This window comes from Synechococcus sp. W65.1 (assembly GCF_047461615.1).
Classification (GTDB): Bacteria; Cyanobacteriota; Cyanobacteriia; order Thermostichales; family Thermostichaceae; genus Thermostichus.
Genome location: NZ_JANSHI010000010.1, coordinates 84957 through 101736, shown reverse-complemented (window position 1 = coordinate 101736; position 16780 = coordinate 84957). Strand labels below are relative to the sequence as shown.

14 protein-coding genes are annotated in these 16780 nt (G+C 61.5%); 8 read left to right on the top strand and 6 right to left on the bottom strand.

The features are described 5' to 3' along the window. Window positions 1-51: 51 nt before the first annotated feature. The gene (gene ffh / locus NW806_RS07380; RefSeq protein WP_414410591.1) at window positions 52-1485 is read right to left on the bottom strand and encodes a signal recognition particle protein; all 1434 of its coding nucleotides are present in this window, start codon (window positions 1483-1485) and stop codon (window positions 52-54) included. 160 nt (window positions 1486-1645) lie between these two features. Here ffh and NW806_RS07375 point away from each other — a divergent pair, with 160 nt between their 5' ends. The 3 genes from NW806_RS07375 (at window position 1646) to NW806_RS07365 (ending at window position 4503) form a co-directional block, all read left to right on the top strand. Next, window positions 1646-3100, top strand: coding sequence for a carotenoid oxygenase family protein (locus NW806_RS07375; protein WP_414410590.1), 1455 nt, complete (start codon window positions 1646-1648; stop codon window positions 3098-3100). 267 nt (window positions 3101-3367) lie between these two features. Further along, the gene (locus NW806_RS07370; protein ID WP_414410589.1) at window positions 3368-4204 is read left to right on the top strand and encodes a hypothetical protein; all 837 of its coding nucleotides are present in this window, start codon (window positions 3368-3370) and stop codon (window positions 4202-4204) included. A gap of 14 nt (window positions 4205-4218) precedes the next feature. After that, entirely contained in the window at window positions 4219-4503 is a 285-nt protein-coding gene (locus NW806_RS07365; RefSeq protein ID WP_414410588.1) for a hypothetical protein, read from the top strand. A gap of 120 nt (window positions 4504-4623) precedes the next feature. On the opposite strand, the gene NW806_RS07360 is transcribed toward NW806_RS07365, so the two are convergent. Then, a complete protein-coding gene (locus tag NW806_RS07360; protein WP_414410587.1) occupies window positions 4624-9471 on the bottom strand; it encodes a translocation/assembly module TamB domain-containing protein in 4848 nt (1615 codons plus the stop codon). Between the two features lie 375 nt (window positions 9472-9846). Here NW806_RS07360 and NW806_RS07355 point away from each other — a divergent pair, with 375 nt between their 5' ends. The 5 genes from NW806_RS07355 (at window position 9847) to NW806_RS07335 (ending at window position 13153) form a co-directional block, all read left to right on the top strand. Next, entirely contained in the window at window positions 9847-10290 is a 444-nt protein-coding gene (locus NW806_RS07355; RefSeq protein ID WP_414393124.1) for an STAS domain-containing protein, read from the top strand. Between the two features lie 20 nt (window positions 10291-10310). Beyond that, a complete protein-coding gene (locus tag NW806_RS07350) occupies window positions 10311-11060 on the top strand; it encodes a precorrin-2 C(20)-methyltransferase (protein WP_414410586.1) in 750 nt (249 codons plus the stop codon). 640 nt (window positions 11061-11700) lie between these two features. Beyond that, window positions 11701-11847 (top strand): hypothetical protein, encoded by a 147-nt coding sequence (locus NW806_RS07345; RefSeq protein WP_414410585.1) that lies wholly within the window; start codon window positions 11701-11703, stop codon window positions 11845-11847. A 188-nt stretch (window positions 11848-12035) separates the two neighbouring features. Further along, window positions 12036-12542 carry a GNAT family N-acetyltransferase gene (locus NW806_RS07340; RefSeq protein WP_414410584.1) on the top strand — a complete coding sequence of 169 codons (507 nt, stop codon included), beginning with the start codon at window positions 12036-12038 and terminating at the stop codon, window positions 12540-12542. Between the two features lie 41 nt (window positions 12543-12583). Next, window positions 12584-13153 carry a peroxiredoxin gene (locus tag NW806_RS07335; RefSeq protein ID WP_414410583.1) on the top strand — a complete coding sequence of 190 codons (570 nt, stop codon included), beginning with the start codon at window positions 12584-12586 and terminating at the stop codon, window positions 13151-13153. On the opposite strand, the gene NW806_RS07330 is transcribed toward NW806_RS07335, so the two are convergent. From NW806_RS07330 to rapZ, 4 genes are all read right to left on the bottom strand, one after another. Further along, window positions 13150-13335 carry a hypothetical protein gene (locus tag NW806_RS07330; RefSeq protein ID WP_414410582.1) on the bottom strand — a complete coding sequence of 62 codons (186 nt, stop codon included), beginning with the start codon at window positions 13333-13335 and terminating at the stop codon, window positions 13150-13152. The two genes, NW806_RS07335 and NW806_RS07330, sit on opposite strands and share 4 nt — an antisense overlap. A gap of 74 nt (window positions 13336-13409) precedes the next feature. Then, complete coding sequence (locus NW806_RS07325; protein ID WP_414410593.1) at window positions 13410-14006, bottom strand: protein-L-isoaspartate(D-aspartate) O-methyltransferase; 597 nt, start codon at window positions 14004-14006, stop codon at window positions 13410-13412. Between the two features lie 401 nt (window positions 14007-14407). Beyond that, entirely contained in the window at window positions 14408-15766 is a 1359-nt protein-coding gene (locus NW806_RS07320) for a gluconeogenesis factor YvcK family protein (protein WP_414410581.1), read from the bottom strand. Beyond that, the gene (gene rapZ, locus NW806_RS07315; RefSeq protein WP_414410580.1) at window positions 15759-16760 is read right to left on the bottom strand and encodes an RNase adapter RapZ; all 1002 of its coding nucleotides are present in this window, start codon (window positions 16758-16760) and stop codon (window positions 15759-15761) included. The genes NW806_RS07320 and rapZ overlap by 8 nt, the downstream gene beginning before the upstream one ends. Window positions 16761-16780: the final 20 nt, after the last annotated feature.

Here is a 16780-nt window from a genome sequence, read left to right as displayed (position 1 = left end):
GGCCGGGATCTCCGGAGCCACCAAGACGACGTGGAAAGGCATAGGCTCAGCTCACTTGCTGCCAAAGCCGCGGCTGTTGCCCCCCTTTTTGCCCCCCCCTTTGTCTGGCTTGCGGCTGGACTGCGAACGCCCTCGCCATTGGGGGCCACCTGCCGGCAGTGGGCCCCGTCCGCCCAGCATGCCCGGAAAGCCGCCCATGCTCATGGAGCGCATCATGTCGCGCATGCGCTGGAAATCGCTCACCAGGCGGCTGACATCCTCCAGCTTGTGGCCAGAGCCCAGGGCTACCCGCCGCTTACGGCTGACGCTGCGGGCCAGCAGATCTGGGTTGCGCCGCTCCTCTGGCGTCATGGAGTTGATCATGGCCTCCGCCCGGGCTAGTTGCTCTTGGCCTTTTTGCAGCTGCTCGTCGCTAATTTTGCTCATTCCCGGCACTAGCCGCAGCAAGCTGGCTAGAGACCCCATGCGCTTGATGAGGCGCATTTGCTTGAGGAAATCGTTGAAATCGAACTGGGCGGTCATCATCTTTTCCGCCATGGCGGCGGCATCTCCCAGGTCGATTTCCTCCTGGGCTTTTTCCACCAAGCTGAGAATATCCCCCATGCCCAGGATGCGCGAGGCCATGCGATCCGGGTAAAAGGGATCCAGGGCCTCCACCTTTTCGCCAACCCCGATAAACTTAATGGGCTGGCCGGAAACCTGGCGAATGGAAAGGGCTGCCCCGCCGCGGGTATCGCCGTCCAGCTTGGTGAGGATGGCGCCGGTAAGGCCCAGCCGCTCGTGGAAGGCCTGGGTGAGGTTGGCCGCCTCCTGCCCCATCATGGCGTCCACCACCAGCAGGATCTCGTGGGGCTGCACCGCGGCTTTGATCTGCTCCAGCTCTGCCATCATCTCTAGGTCGATCTGGAGGCGACCGGCGGTATCCAAAATAACGTAGTCGTAGCCTTGTCCCCGCGCGGTTGCCACCCCCTGGCGGGCAATCTCGACCGGATCCGCTTTGCCCAGCTCGAAGACGGGGATCTGGATCTGCTGGCCCAGGCTCTTGAGCTGGTCGATGGCCGCTGGACGGTAAATGTCGCCTGCCACCAGCAGCGGCTTTTTGCCTTGCTTGCGCAAATACAAAGCCAGCTTGGCGCAAGTAGTGGTTTTGCCAGATCCCTGCAAGCCAACCATGAGCACGATGGTGGGGGGGTGCTCGGCCTGGGCAAGGGGCACGTTGGCTTCCCCCATCACCTTCACCAGCTCGTCGTAGACAATCTTGATAAACTGCTGATCCGGCGTTACCCCCGGAATCACCTCAGCGCCCAGGGCTGCCTGCCGCACCTCCTCGATGAACTGCTTGACCACCTGCAGGTTGACATCGGCCTCCAGCAGGGCGCGCCGCACTTCCCGCAGGGCTTCTTGGATGTTGGTTTCGGTGATCCTGTCCTGGCCGCGCAGCTTTCTCCAGGCCAGTTCCAACTTTTCGGCAAGGACATCAAACATGGGTGCTGTTAGTCAAGGGCTGCTAGGGCATTTCCTACCATAGTCCAGTTGGAGCCGCTCCAGCTTGGGATCCCGGCCCCAGCGGCTACCTAGGCCGAGGAAGGCTAGCGACTTTACGAAAGTTTAAGCAACAATAGAAGGCGTCGCTTGCAGACTGGCCATGGTCAGCGTTGCTTCTTGCTCCTACAGCATCTCCGACTGGCAGTTGGGCTATCGCTCTTTGCGCCAGGAGTACGACTACTGGGTAACGGAGATCGAGGGGCGGATCCCCAAAAGACTGCAGGGAACCCTCTTTCGCAACGGGCCCGGCAAGCTGGAAGCGGGATCCCAGCGCTATGGCCATCCCTTCGACGGCGACGGCATGGTCTGCGCCATCACCTTTGTGGGAGGGCGGGTGCATTTCCGCAACCGGTTTGTGCGTACGCCAGAGTTTGAAGCAGAGGAGAAGGCGGGTCGAGTCCTCTACCGCGGCGTGTTCGGCACCCAGAAGCCAGGAGGCTGGTGGGCCAATTTTCTCGATTTGCGCTTTAAAAATCCGGCCAATACTAACGTCATCTACCACGGCGGCAAGCTCCTAGCCCTTTGGGAAGCCAGCGCTCCCTACCGCCTAGACCCAGCCACCCTGGCTACCGAGGGGGTCGAGACCTTTGGCGGTGCCCTTGCTCCTAATCAGCCGTTTACAGCCCATCCCCGCCGCCATCCAGAAACTGGAGATCTCCTGGCCTTTGGGGTGCAAACGGGTCCCCCTTCTACGCTTCTATTCTACCGCATTGACCCCCAAGGGCGGCTGGTGGAAAAGTGGGACTACCGCCTGCCAGATTTTGCCTTTTTGCACGACTTCGTCTGGACGCCCCGCCACTGGATCTTTTTCCAAAATCCTGTGGCCTTCAACCCCTGGCCCTACATGCTGGGCCTGCAGCCAGCCGGCACTTGCCTGACCCTCAAAAAAGGGGAGCCTACCCGTATCTGGCTATTTCCTCCCAAGGGGAAGCCGCTGCACCTGGAAACGGAGCCAGGGTTTGTCTTTCACTTTGTCAACGGCTACGAGGTGGGGGAAAAGATCTTGGTCGATGCCGTCGTCTACGAGACCTACCCCGCCCTGGAGCCCGGAGCCGACTACCTGCAGATTGACTTTGCCCAGGTGCCAGCGGGCAAGCTATGGCGGTTTGAGCTGGATCCCAAGGCAGGCAAAGTCAAGCGGGAGCTGCTTCTGGATCGTTCGGTGGAGTTCCCTGCTATCCACCCGGCTTGCGTTGGCCGACCCCACCGCTACCTCTATGTTGGCGCTACCCATGCTCCCGGCCCCAACGCACCCCTGCAGGCCATCCTCAAGCTAGACACCGCAACAGGCCGCAGCGAGCAGTACAGCTTTGCCCCCCGCGGCTTCGTGGGAGAGCCGGTATTCATCCCCGATCCCGAAGACACTGCGGAGGAAGCCGGATGGGTGGTAACAGTGGTCTTTGATGCAGCCAGTCAGCGCTCGCAGGTGGCGATCCTAGAAGCCGCTAACCTGGCAGCCGGCCCAGTGGCGCGGATCCCCTTGCGGCATCACCTTCCCTATGGCTTTCACGGCAGCTTTACCCCCTGCCTCTGGGCTGAGCCGGACAAGAGGTAGAGCCCTGTCCGCCCTAGCAGGTGTGAGGCTATAATGGTCGGCGGAGGTGTGGGGCTAGGGGCCAAACTTCTCCTCGGGGGAGAGGGTGTCAGAATGTCCTCTGGTCTGGAACTTTCCCTCCATGGGCTAAGCCCAGTCCCAGAGCCAAAGAGCTCCTCTGGACTAGAAGCAACGGTTGGCGTTAGCAATCTGCCGGTCTCAGAGGGGGGAGTAGCCTCTACCTTCTTCAACTTAGGTGATGCCGCCACGTCGGGAGAAAAAGCAACGGTGGCAAGACAGCGACCCTGCCTAGAGCCCATCCCTCCCCCAGGGGAAGTGATGCAGTATCGGGCCATTGGCCTCATTGAGGGTCAGTATATTCCTTCCCCAGATCGCTTTACGCGGGGGGTTTTGCGCACCTCAGATGGTCTGGATATCCATGCTGTCCTCCTGGGCCGGGTGATGAGCCTAGTGCGCAAGCACCTAAGGCCGGAGCGCAACTACCTGTGGGTGGTCTATCCCCGCACCCGCGACAAAGGCCAAAATCTCCACGTCCAGCTGATGGGAGTCTGGGCCCCGGAGGAAATGGGGCAAACCCTGCCTGAGGGCTCCTGCCCAAGGGTGGTGCCGGACTGGTTTTCCATTCGCGGCGAGGTCGTTTTTCAATCCCAGGAGAGAGGGTTCATCATCGTCAAAATTCGCCGCTCCCATCCCCAGTTGCCCTCCCCTACTCATCCCCTGCCAGCCGCTAGCTCCAGCTACCAGCAAGTAGCTAGGCCGGGGGGCCAGCAGCAAGCAGGATCGGCTTTGCCGGCAGCGCCCCAGGCTTTTAAGTTGCGCCTCCTTGGATCCCTGCCAGGCAAAGGAGTAGGTATCTTCTGGGATCTGCAGGCGCGCCGCCGCGGCTCCCAGCTCTACATAGAGTCAGCAACTCCTATTGGCCCTGTGCCCAGAGAGCGGCCACAGCCCCAGGCAAAACGTTCAACTTCCCCTTCCAAACCCAAGAAGAAACCTCCCAGCGCCCCAAGGCGCGCGCAACAACCGCTCCCCAGTCAGCCTGGCCTGCCGCTGGATCCCGCCAAGGCAGCCAAACCTCCCAAGCCCACTAAGAAGAAACGTCCATAGTTTCTACCTTCGCCATGACAGAGTCAAACCCTCCTCCCAGCAAAGATGAATTCATCTCCCCCCGCTACCCCTACTGGGGCGAGGTCAAGCCGCAGAACTTGGTTTTTGATGCCAATTTACAAGAATTCAGCCATAAGGTGTCCCTAATTTGTAGCTTAGAGACAGGGGGCAAGATTACCCCAGAAGAAGCCTACCGCCAAATTAAAAAGCTGTGGAAACAACTCAAACAAACCAAAAAAGCTATCCTGGACGAGCCTAAGTGGAACGAGCCTCCTCCCAAGTTGCCAGAAGAAGAGTGAGTTAGGGCTTTCCTCTAGCCCTCCTTCGGGACAGTGCTGCGGAGCAGCTTTGTGGCACCCTGGGCAACCTCGCCAACGAAACAAGCTAGCAACTTAGCACGTCCGTTTCTTCTAGTAGGTTTAAAATCGGGTCTCAAACTCGATGGAAAGGGTGTTGTTGCCCTGGAAGTCGGTGCTGGCGCGGGTGAGGGTTTGGTCGCTGAGGCGGTAGCGGGCGCTGTAGCGGGTGGGCTGCAAGGGATCCGTCAGGTTGCGTTGCACGGAGACGGAAGTGGTCGGCCCCAGATCGCGGGCTACTTCCAGGACCAGGCCCACCGAGGAGCGTCTGGGAGCACGGGTGTCAACTGGGGGAACGGGGCTGAGGCGAACCTCATCCAGGCCAAGGGTGTCCCCCAGCGTTTCCACCACATCGTTGAGTAGGGCCGTTCCCGCCAGCCCGGCCACCCCTGCTTCTGGGTTGAGTCGGGCCAAAGCTGTTCCTCCTAGCAGGGCGACGATCTCTTCTGGGGAGCGGCTGGGACTGCTAGAAAGCGTCAAAACCCCGTTGCGGGGATCCGCAGCCGCAAGCTGGCTGGCCCGCCCGTTGACGGTGGCCCAGATCTCGATGCTCTGCTGGGATCCCGGCAGGTTGCGGTTGGTGTCGAAGGGAGACAGCTCCTGGGGAAAGCGGTAGACCTCGAAGGCTTGGGTCACCAGACGCAGGTTGAGGAAAGGATCGAAGGGGTTGTCCAGGTCAAAGGTGGCGGTGTTGGGGCGGGAGCGATCCAGGCGAAAGTTGGCAATGGGCAGGCTGACGCGGCCTCGCTCCAGGGCGATAGTGCCCGCCGGGCGGAGATCTGAGGGGGTGCCGAACAGGCGCAAGCTGCCGGTGGCGTTGAATTCGAACAGGTTGGGGCGCTGCACGCGGATCCCGGGCCCTAAGACCAGCTCCAGCCCGTTCAGCCGCGGCTGCCAGAAGGGATCTGCCTGAGTCGAGTCGGCGGGAGCTGCCGCTTGGCGGGGGCTGACCTCGATAATCCCATTGGAGGCCTCTAGACGACCCTCGAGCAAAGGACGCAAGAGCAAGCCTTCCACCAATACGCTGCCTTCCAAGCGGCCGGTGTAGAGATTGGGCAGGTTGAGCTGGATCCCTTGCAGTTGCAGCGTTAGGGGTGGCGAGGTTTCGTCCATCTGCAGGGCGCCGCGAGAGTTGACCGGCAAAACCCCTCGAGCCACCAGGGATCCGCCCCCCACCTGTCCCTGTAGCTCCCGCACCTCCAATTGGTTGAGGTTAAAGACAATTTGGCCGGTCAGGTTGGTGATAGGCTCCGGCAGGGCAGCCAGCTTGAGGATCCCGGAGCTGAGGTTGAGGTTTCCCTGCAGGCTAGGCTCTTGCAAGGTGCCGCGGATGGCCAGCTCCAGTTGGCTTTGGCCACCTTCCCAGCGCACCTGGTCGGTGAAGAGGTTGATTAGGCGCAGGCCGTCCTTCTTGGCTTGCAGGGTAAGGTCGATCTGATCCGAGACAGCCCGCACTTGGGCAAAGGGCAGGGTGTAGGGCACCAGGCCGGAAAGGCGGATTGGCTCGTCGCTGTTGGCTAGGAGAGCACCCTCCAGACGCAGTTGACCCTGGTTGTAGTCAAATTGCCCCTTCACCTCCCGCAGCGGCACCTGGTGGATCCGGGCGTTCACCACCGTCAGGGAGCCGCGGGCCCGGGGATCCCGCAGGTTGCCCGCTAGTTCCACATCCAAGTTGAGATCCCCTTGGAGTTCCAGCCCCTCGGGCAAGAAGCGATCCAGCAAAGCCAGAGGAAGCCCCTGAATTTGCAGGGATCCCGACTGCTCCTCCAGGCCCAACTTGCCGGTGAAAAGGGCTTGGCGTTCCCCACTGCGCAACAGCAGCGGCTGTAGCACCACCGCCCCCTCGACCAGGCTGCCGACAGCGGTGAGGCTTTCGACCCCAAACTCCTCTGCTTGCCAATTCCAGCCCTCCAGGTGAAAACTGACGCTGGGCTGGTCGAGACTGCCAACCAAGCTGAGGCTAGCCTGGAATTCTCCTTGCAAGCTGGTGGGTGGCGGGATGCGGGGATCCATGCGGCTGGCCAAGGCCTCCAGGTGGGCGGCCAGGACCTGGGCGTAGTGCTCCAATTGCTGCAGCAGGGGAGAACCGGGCAGGCCAACCGGCTCTGTCTCTAGCACGGTGGCGGGGCCCAGCGGGGGCAATTGCAGGCCGCGGGTGGCGAGGTCTTGCCACTGCCGCCACTTAAAGGCGGAGACAATGTCTTCCAGGCGACCCTGGGGGGTGCGGATCTGCAGGTCAATTTGCGGAACGGGAAGCGCTGAGGTGGGCTCCAAAGCAGCCTGGAAGGAGGCCGCCGGCAGCTCCAGGGTGCCACTGGCGGTGTAGGTGCTCTCGAACAGCTCCAGTTGGGCTTGGGCAATGGTCAGGCGAGAGGGGCTGGAGCTGTCTCCAGGACGGTAAGCGAAATCCACGGAGAGGCCCTGGGCTTCGATCCCCCCTAGCCGCAGATCTGCCACCGCTGCCCGTCCTCGGGTAGCGCCGCTTGCCAGGTCAACGGTCACCTCCCCATCGAGGCTCCCCTGCAGACTGGCCCACGGCCCAGCAGCCACTCCCCCCAGCAGAGCCAGCGGCAAGCGGTTCGCCGCCACCTGAAGCTTACCTTGGTGGCGTTGGCCGCGCAGTTCCCCCTCGCCCCGCCGCAGCTCGAACTGCAAGGGCCGAAACTGGGGATCCAACTGCAGCGCCAGCCGCTCCCGCGTCCCCTTCAGCTCCACTGTCATCCCCTGGCTAGACCCCTGAAAGGGCCCGGCCAAGTCAGCAAAGGCCACCTCTCCCACCCGCAAGCCGCGCACCTTGGCCTCGCCGGCCACCTGCAGGTTGTCCAGAGATCCGCGGAGCCGCCCCGATCCCTGCAGCACTCCTGCCACCCTCGGCGGCAAGCCGGGCACTTTGGCTAGGGGGATCCCGTCAGCGGCAAAGTTGAGATCTAGAGACCCCACCTGCAAGGTCTGCGGATCCGCGAGGATGCGCCCCTCTACTCTGCCCAAGCGGGTGGTGTCGGCCAAGACTTCTGCTGCTTGGATTGCCAAGCCCCCGCCATCCCAGGCCACCTGGCCTCTAATGGAGTCAACTAGCCCATTTTCCTCCCCAAGCCGCGACAGGGTCAGGGATCCCTGGGCCCGCAGCGCCGCCAGGAGACCCACCTCCGCCGCCTCCCCTGTATCCACCTGCGCCGTCAGCTCCCCAGAAACGGATCCGGGCCAGTGTGGGTTGAAAAATGCCAGCGGCACAGCCTGAGGAACCACCTGCGCCTGGAGCTGTCCTGCCTCCCACCGCCCCGCTGCCTGGATCCGGCCCTCCCCTACGGCCAACACTGCCTGGGGCACCTCCACCACCCAGCCGTCCCTGCCAGGCAGGATCTGCAGCTGTCCTCTTCCAGCGAGCTCCTCCCCCTGGATTTCCCAAGTGGCCTCCACCTGGGGCTGGGATCCTGCCAGCACCACCTGGGCCTGAGCAGTTACCCGCCCCGCCCAAGGCAGCTTGCCCCTCTGTGGCAGGTTGACGCCGTAGAGGGACAGCACCTGCCCCGCGTCGGCCGCGGTAACCTGCAGATCCAACTGGCCTGCCAAGCCGCCAGCCCACTGCAGTTGGCCGGATCCCTCGAGGCGTCCGCCTGCAGCTTGCAAGTCAATGGCCTCAAAGGCCAAGGTCTGGTCGGCCAAGCGGAAGCCAAAAGCATATTGCGGCACCGGCAGGCGATCCACCCGACCTGGCGAGATCCCTTGCAACTGCCCTTGGATCTGCGGCCCCTCCAGGGGGCCGGTGACCGCTAGGGATCCCGCCACCACCCCTTCTGCCGCCACTGGCAGCTTGAAGTTGAAAGTCTCCTGGATTTGCTGCAGGCTGGCCGGGGCGATGGCGGCTTGCAGATCCAACCCCTTGTCGCTGAAGGCGATGGAGCCGTTGAGATCTTCAAAAGCAAGCTGGCCAAAGCGGCCGCTTATCCCCTCCAGTTCCAGCTCCTCCAGGGTAAAGCGAACAGAGCCCCTCACCTCCTCAAAAGGACGAGGCAACCTCTCTAGCCTCAGCCGCGCCTGCTGAACTTGGGCTTGCCCCGTCAACTCCAAAGGGCGTTTGTGCAAGCGGGACGGCGTCCCTTCTCCTCCCCAAAGGACTTGCAGAGCTAGACTGGCTTCCCCCTCCACCTCCGCCCAAGGCGCTGCCGGCAAGATGCTGGGCAGCAGATCCAAAGGCAGGCGAGCAGCAGCAACCGTCACCGAACCAGAAACCTGGGCAAAATCCGCCACCCCCCGCAACTGCAGAGGGTACCTCCCTCTACCTGCCAGCGGGCGCAGGACCGCCGAAAGCTGGAAACTGGCTCGTCCTCCGGCTTTCTCCCCCGGCAGGGCACTCAGCCTCACCTGCACCTGGCCCTGCAGCCCCTCGAACTGCCGTCGCTCCCCTACTAAGGGGATGGCCGTCAGGGATCCCCCCCGCAAACGGATGTTCAACCCCTGCAAGGGCAGGGATCCCTCCCCTTGAGGCAGTTGAAACTGCACGTCTGCCCAGCCGCGATCCAGCGTTTCCATGAGCAGCAACTGGGGCTGGTTTAGGGTAACATTGAGCACCCACTCGCCGGTTTGTAGCCATGTCCAGAAGTCGGGGCTGAGGTCAATAGAGCCAATGCTGGCCAAGTGTTCAATGAAGCTTTCTCCCAGCCGCACTCCCCAGGGAGCCACAAGCCTCACCTCTCCCAATTCCACCCGCCGGCGCATCGCCTGCGAGAGGGCAGCTTCCACCTGGGGCAGCACCTGATCCTGAAAGTAGACGCCGATTCCCCAGGCGGCGCCAAAGGCGGCAGCCGTCAAGCCCAAACCCAGGCCCGCCCCTATCCTTGCCCAAGTCTTGTAGGAGAGGGGAAAGGGTTGCTGCGGCACTTCACCCTCTTTGTTGCGTCGCTCTTCGCCCAACACCTACCCTCAGGATCCAAAGCACCCCCCTTGAGAAGCCCTCCTTGGGGATAGCCAAAGCTGCCCCCATCCTACCCAAGGACTCCTGGCTTGCCATGAGGGGCCAGAGAGAAGAAATCCCTACTCCCAGCCGCAATCCCCTGCCCATGGACATTGCTTGATCCAGCCCTCTACAATGAGGCCCACGGGTGGTTTGTCTACACCCCCAGCTTGCCGGGGGGATCCCCCTGGCAGGGCAGTGGGAGTGAGCTACCACGTAAGTAGGGAGCAGTACGAGGGGCTTACAGTTTTGTCCCCTGGTGTGTTGTATAAGGTTGTATAAGCCTTTTGGAGCAGTCGAGATAAAGGAGAGAAGCCATTCCGGAGCCTCTGTCTTTGACAGTTAGCTTGCGTGGTAGCCACGAGGCCCTGGAAGACTGCCAGGTCTTCCACCTAGCCGGCCTTCTGGATGCCTTCTCTGAGCCGGTGTTCGTGAAAGTGGTTACCAGGCACCTAGAAAAGGGATCCCCCAACCTTATCCTGGACTTGACAGGGATCGATTTCATCGACAGCTCCGGCGTCGGTGCCCTGGTGCAACTGGCCAAATTGGTGCAAGAGCGCGGGGGCATCTTCCAGGTAGTGAGCAATCCTCGCATTACCCAAACGGTAAAGCTGGTGCGGCTGGAGAAGTTCTTGTCCCTGCGCAATTCACTCCAGGAAGCTTTGGATTATCTAGCTGCAGAGAGCAAAAGGCGCTCCGAGCAGGCCTCTCCCCCCTCTGAGGCTGGCTCCGAAGCCGCCGGATCTAGCCCGGAGGAGCCCAAGGGCGAAGCTTCCTAGGCCGCTGCTGGGATATTGGAATGGGTCTGGGGACTTTTTGGGGCATCAGCGCCGGCGCCGGGGATCCCGAGTGGCTGACCCTAAAAGCTGTTCGGGTTCTCCAGGCTGTCAACTGGGTGGCCTGTCCCCAAAATGCTGCTGGCCAGCCTGGTTTGGCCTACCAAATCGTGCGTCCTTGGCTGCAACCGGGACAAACGCTCTTGCCCCTGCCTTTGCCCTTTGTTACCCAGCCTGAGCTCCTCCAGGCGGCGTGGGAGGCGGCTGCCGAGCAACTAGCTCCCCTTCTGGAGCAGGGAGAAGATGTGGCCTTTGTCTGCGAAGGGGATGTGGGCCTCTACAGCACCTTTGCCTACCTGGCCCAGGCCCTGCGGCAGCGGCTCCCTGACCTGCCCATCCAGGTCGTACCGGGGGTATGCTCTCCTCTGGCTGCTGCGGCGGCTTTGGGATCCCCTTTGGCCCTCGGCCCCGAGAAGTTGGCAATTTTGCCCGCTCTTTTTGCCCTAGCAGAGCTGGAGGAGGCCTGTGCTTGGGCTGAGGTGGTTGTCCTCATGAAGGTGGCTTCCGTCTACCCCCAAGTTTGGCAGTGGCTGGCCGAAAAAGGCTGGCTGCAGCGGGCTAGCCTAGTGGTCTGGGCCGGCTGGCCCCAGCAAGCCCTTTTCCCCACCCTCGACGGATTGGCCGACTACCGCCCCCCCTACTTTTCCCTATTAATCCTGTGGCCTCAGAATCGCAGCTCTCCTCGAGTGGCTGACTTGCCAAAAAGCTCCTAAAAAATGAGCTTTTCTCCAGGAGAAAAAGCAAGAAGATTTGACCGCAGGATCTGCGTGTAATACCCGTGAAGAAAGATGGAAATCAAATTGAAGAAGTAACATAAACTGTTAAAAACAGTTGCCAGCCGCTACAGGGGTAGGCGGCCTGGGCTAGATTAGAGGTGTAGTGATTCAGGAAAGGAGGTAGATCCAGCGGAAAGGTAAGACACCGGCTTGCAACTTGCTCAGCCTCAAAACTGCCAGCAAAGCAACCTCTCAAGTTGATCCCACGTAAGCTCTCAATTGGCTGTGCTGGCAGGTGTACCAAGCAAGGGGTTGTCTTGCCTAGTGGAGCACCTGGCCTCTCCGACAGGTTTTCCCCCAAGCTAAGGGACATGGGAGTTAAATCAAATAGCGGCTGGGTTTACTGAAGCCAGGCACTGTAGCGTGAGGGGTCGCTTACCTCGTCTGGAGTGGTGAAAAGACAGTAAGTTCTGCTGCTTCTGGAAGCGCCGGCCTGCTATTTCGAGTCTCCAGCAAGAATCAGCGAAGATTGACGTGGAAAACCGGTGCTTCGGTGAGGTTCAGGTGCTCCTCCTGCCGGCTCTAGCGAGCCGAGATTTTTAGTAAAACTTGAGATTTCTTGAGGTGGGGGGTCTCTATGTTTACCTTTCTGTCGAAAATTGCAAGAGCAGTTATTCGCGTGTTCACCCCTGCCAAGTCCGACCTAGTGGAAGTCGGCTACCAGCCCATCACAGATGATATCTATCGCGGCAAGCGCTCGGCTCGCTATGCCGGTGAGCTGTAGGACGAGGGGGGAAGGAGAGGGGTTTGCCACGTCCAGGGGTTGAGCTCCTAAGAGGTGGCCAGCGGGTTGGTCTTCGTTTCAGGGCTGTTAAGCTCTGGCTTTGGTGCTGGGGTGGCGGTTCTCGGACAAGGGCCGCCACTTCGCATTGTTTGCGAAGATGGTAGGGATACGTAAGCGCTCCCTCCACAGTGCCCTCCCTCGTGGTCTATCCCGCCACAGCCGTCGACCTGGATCCTGTGGTGGAGGTTCTTGCCCAGGTCTTTTACCCGCCCCTAGGCCTGCAACGCTGGCTGCACCCCATTCACAAACGGATCATTCGTCAGGATTTACGCCTCAAGCTGGCAGCCAGGGATCCCTACTACTGCTGCTTAGCGGCGGCGGTGGAGTCGAAAGTGGTGGGGACTGCTGAGATCTCGCTGCGGGCGATGGCCCACGGGAAGTATCCCTACCTTTCGAACTTGGCGGTGCTGCCAGAGTGGCGACGGCAGGGAATTGCGCGACAGCTTTTGCTCAGCGCCGAGGAGGTAGTGCAGAAGTGGGGCTATCGCCGGTTACAGCTGCACGTCCTGGAAGATAACTTGCCCGCCCAGCAACTCTACACCCAACTGGGCTACGTGCCCCTCGAGCGCACCCCTCAGCTTTGGCAGTGGCTGGGGATCCCACCCCAGCTTTTGCTCTGCAAGTGGCTGCCGTAAAGTTATGTAAACTAGAGGGAAAAGGCGAGAGAGGCGTTGCCGTGGACGTTGAGACCGTAAGCAGGAGGGGCTGGGGGGCCGTATTTGTAGCTTTGTTTGTAGCTTTGCTGGTTAGCTTTGGAGGGGTTCAGGCCGCCTTTGCCCAGTGGGGCACTACTCCCCTGCCCTCGATTGGAGCCCCAGCGCCGGAGTTTGAACTGCCAGATCAGTCGGGCCAGGTGCGGCGCCTGGCGGATTTTCGCGGCAAGTGGGTTGTGCTCTACTTCTACCCCCGCGACTTCACTGCCGGATGTACGATCGAGGCCCGCCGCTTCCAGCAGGATCTGCCCAAGTTCCAGGCCCTGGGAGCGGAGATTGTGGGCGTAAGCGCCGACTCGGTGGACTCCCACCGCCGTTTTTGCCTAGCAGAGGGGCTGCAGTTTCTTTTGCTGTCGGATCCCCAGGGCACGGTTAGCCGCGCCTACGGCTCGTGGATGGGGGATATGGCCCTGCGCAACACCTTTCTCATTGATCCCGATGGGATCCTGCGGGCTATTTACCCAATCGTCAACCCCTACCGGCACAGCGCCGAGGTCTTGGCCCAACTGCAGGAGCTTACCAAGAAGGGCTAGTCCTGGGGGCCAAAGGTCTGCTCGAACTCTTGCAGCAGCTCGTCAATCTCCTCTAAGGCTTGGTTGACATCGACGCGCAAGTCCCCGAGATCCGGCCTTTCCAAAAGCTTGACCAGGACGGGCTGGCGCTCGCGAATACGTCTGATGCGCTCTTTTAGGGCGGCAATTTCCGCTGGCTCCATAGCTGCAGTGGTTGCCTCAGCTCCTCCAGCTTATCGCTTTCCTAGTCCGATCGCGGCCTTTGCTAACCCCTGCCCTAGACCATGGGCACAAATTGCACGGGGAAAGCTTCCTTTTGCACCACTCCCTCCGGCGTTTTGTGGAGAATGAGCAGGGACTGGGATGCCTTGCTTTCGCCTACCGGTACCACTAGGGTACCTTCCACCGCCAGTTGATCCAGAAGCGCTGTCGGCACGGTTGGGGGTGCGGCTGTAACCACAATGGCGTCGTAGGGGGCGTGTTCCGGCCAGCCCTGGTAGCCATCTCCCTGACGCACCTCCACGTTGCGGTAGCCAAGGGAGGCCAGAGTTTGCTGAGCGCGGGTGGCTAGGGGAGACAGTCGCTCCACGCTGTACACCTGTCGGGCCAGCTCAGCCAAAATGGCCGCTTGGTAGCCGGAACCAGTGCCGATTTCCAGCACCACCGACTCAGGCGTGAGGCGGGCTGCCTCGGTCATAAAGGCAACGATATAGGGCTGAGAGATCGTCTGGCCGTAGCCGATGGGCAGGGGGCAATCTCTGTAGGCGCGATCCCGCAGCTCGGGGGGAACAAAAAGGTGACGCGGCACCTTGCGCATCGCCTCCAGCACCCGGGGATCCCGGATCCCGCGCTGAAGGATCTGCTCCCTTACCATCCGTTCCCGTTGGTCAGCCCAGGGATCCAAGCCACTCTCGGCACAGGGCTGAGGAGGGCGAACCCCACCCGTCCTGCTAAAGAGGGACGAGAACAACCTTACCATTGGCGCCTAACCTCCAAAGCTAACAGCTTGCCCGGATTTCCCTGGAATGCTGCGCCGTAACTTGGGATCCCTCACCTCGATCCTGGCCCACTTTTAAACCTGCTGCCACAAATTTCTCCCGGAAATTCCATAGCCCCGATCCTGCAAGGGCCCAGGGTGGCCAAAATCCGTCGGGGTGAGTCGTTGCTAGCGAAGCGGCATCGCCGGGAAGTTTCCCTCCTCCCCCGCCAAGAAAACCTGACAATTCCGGCTTTTCCCCGCAAGGGGATGGAAGAATCTAGGAGCTACAGGAGGGCTTAGCGGTGTCTGTCGAACCAGCGCATCAGCATTGCCGCTAGGCGCTCAGGGTTGTGGCGCACCAAGCCAGTTTCAGGATCCTCTTGCATGACGTTGGCCAGAACGGCCCGGCAGCCCAAGTAGGCTAGCTTATCCGGGTCCAAAACCACAAACTCGGAGCCGTTGCGGCGGTAACGCTCTAGGGTGCGAGGGGAAGGGGGATCCCGTTGCACCAGGACGGCATCGAACAGGCGCAGGCCCGCCACCCGATCCAAAGCCATGACGTGATCCCCAACGGTGTAGCCGTCGGTTTCCCCCGGCTCCGTCATGATGTTGCACACGTAGATGTGGGGCGCCATGTTTCTGGCCAGGGCTTCGACAATTTCAGGGATGAGGAGGTTGGGAATGATGCTGGTGTAGAGGCTGCCCGGCCCCAGCACTACCAACTCTGCTTTCTCAATAGCCTCGATTGCCTCGGGCAAGGCGGGAGGGTTGGGGGGATCGCAGCCAATGCGGCAGATGCGCCCCCTAGCTTTGGTGATGTTGGACTCACCCACGACGCGGCGGCCATCGCTTAACTCGGCCCAGAGGGTGACATCGGCTAGAGTAGCCGGCAGCACCCGTCCCTGAATGGCCAAAACCTGAGAGGTAGCGGTGATGGCCCGGACCAGGTCGCCCCCGGTTACCGCGGTGAGGGCGGTGATGAACAGGTTGCCGAAGCTATGTCCACTCAGCCCTTCCCCCGCCTGGAAGCGGTACTGGAACAGCTCGGTGAGGAGCTTTTCCTCGTTGGCCAAGGCCGTGAGGCAGTTGCGGATGTCGCCAGGGGGCAACACGCCGATCTCCCGCCGCAGGCGCCCTGAGGAGCCGCCGTCATCGGCCACGGTAACGATGGCGGTGATGTTGGAGCTGTAGTGCTTCAGCCCCCGCAGCAGGTTGGAGAGGCCGGTGCCACCCCCCAGCACCACGATGCGAGGGCCACGGCTTAGCCGCCGATGCGATAGGAGCTTATCCACCAGCGCTTCGTCCCCTTCCGGGATCAGCACATCTTCGATGGAGCGCAGGGCGCTGCGAAAACCTAGCACCGCCATCACCAAGCCAATCCCGGTTACCAAGGGACCACTGATGTTGTTCGGGATCCAGGTGGTGATCCAGCGCAGGGTAATGTCGATTAGCCGCTTCAGGCGAAAGATGGGGGTCAGCTCCGTCCAGATGGCAATGCCCAGCAGCATCAGGAGTACGCCTCCCACGGCCAGGCTCAGCCAGCGTTTGACCGCCAGGCCAGGGAAGAGCCATTTCCAGCCACTTCGCCACCAGGCAGCCTTGCGGCGGCGAGGTCCCCGGATGGGGGACTTGTTGCGGAGCTCAGGTTTACTCATGGGAAAGAACGCCGGCCAAAGGGATCCTAGCCTCTGGCTGCTCCTTGCTGGGGCCAGCAGGCGGTGCTCCAAAGCAGGCTTCCAGCTCCCGCTGCGACTCCAGCAAATGGCAGTGCTGAACCTGGAGGTTGAGCTCGGGCAGGCCAGAGCCGTTGGCAGGAAGGGTCCAAGGCTGCAAATCCTGGGCCAAGCGTTCCACCAGGGCCACGGAGCGGTGTTGTCCGCCGGTACAGCCAATGGCGACGGTTAGGTGAGGCCGCCGTTCTGCTCGATAGTGGGGCCACCAGGCCCGGAGGAGGGAAAAGATCTGCTGGTAGGTGGACTGGGTCAGCGGATCAGCAAAGAGAAACTCCTGCAGCAGCCGATCCTGGCCAGTGAGGTGGCGCAGATGGGGCTGAAAGAAAGGGTTGGGCAGAAAGCGCACGTCAAACAGCAGGTTGACCTCAGGAGGAATGCCGTACTTGAAGCCAAAGCTCACTAGCCGCAGGTTGAGAGGTTGGGGGAGCCCCTGCACCAAGGCTTGCAGTTGCTGCCGCAGTTGTTGGCTATTGAGCTCCGAGGTATCCAGCAGGTGGGTGCAGCGCTGCCGGATGGGGGCTAGTTCGCGGATTTCTTGCTCGATGGCTTCCAGCAGGCCGCCACCGGTGTGGTGGGGGTGGGGGCGACGGTGGGCGCTAAGACGCTTGAGCAAGACCGAAGGCCGGGCTTCTAGGAACAGGAAAGGGATCCCCTGGGCTCGCATCCAGGCATCTAGCTCGGGGAGCTGCTCCCGATACTCTTGGGCGTGGAGATTTAAACTCATGGCCAAAGCGGCGTGGTGAGGCCGCATCGCCTTAACCAAGGGGAGGACCTGGGCAGGCGGGATCCCTTCCAGGCCGGTGTAGCCCAGTTGCTCGAGTTGCTGAACGGCCAAAGTTTTCCCTGCTCCGGTCAGGCCGGCAAGCACCAGAACGGCTGGGGCCGCAGGGGTTGGTTTTGTCGGCTGATTGTCCATGCAGCCTATTCTAGGGCGAG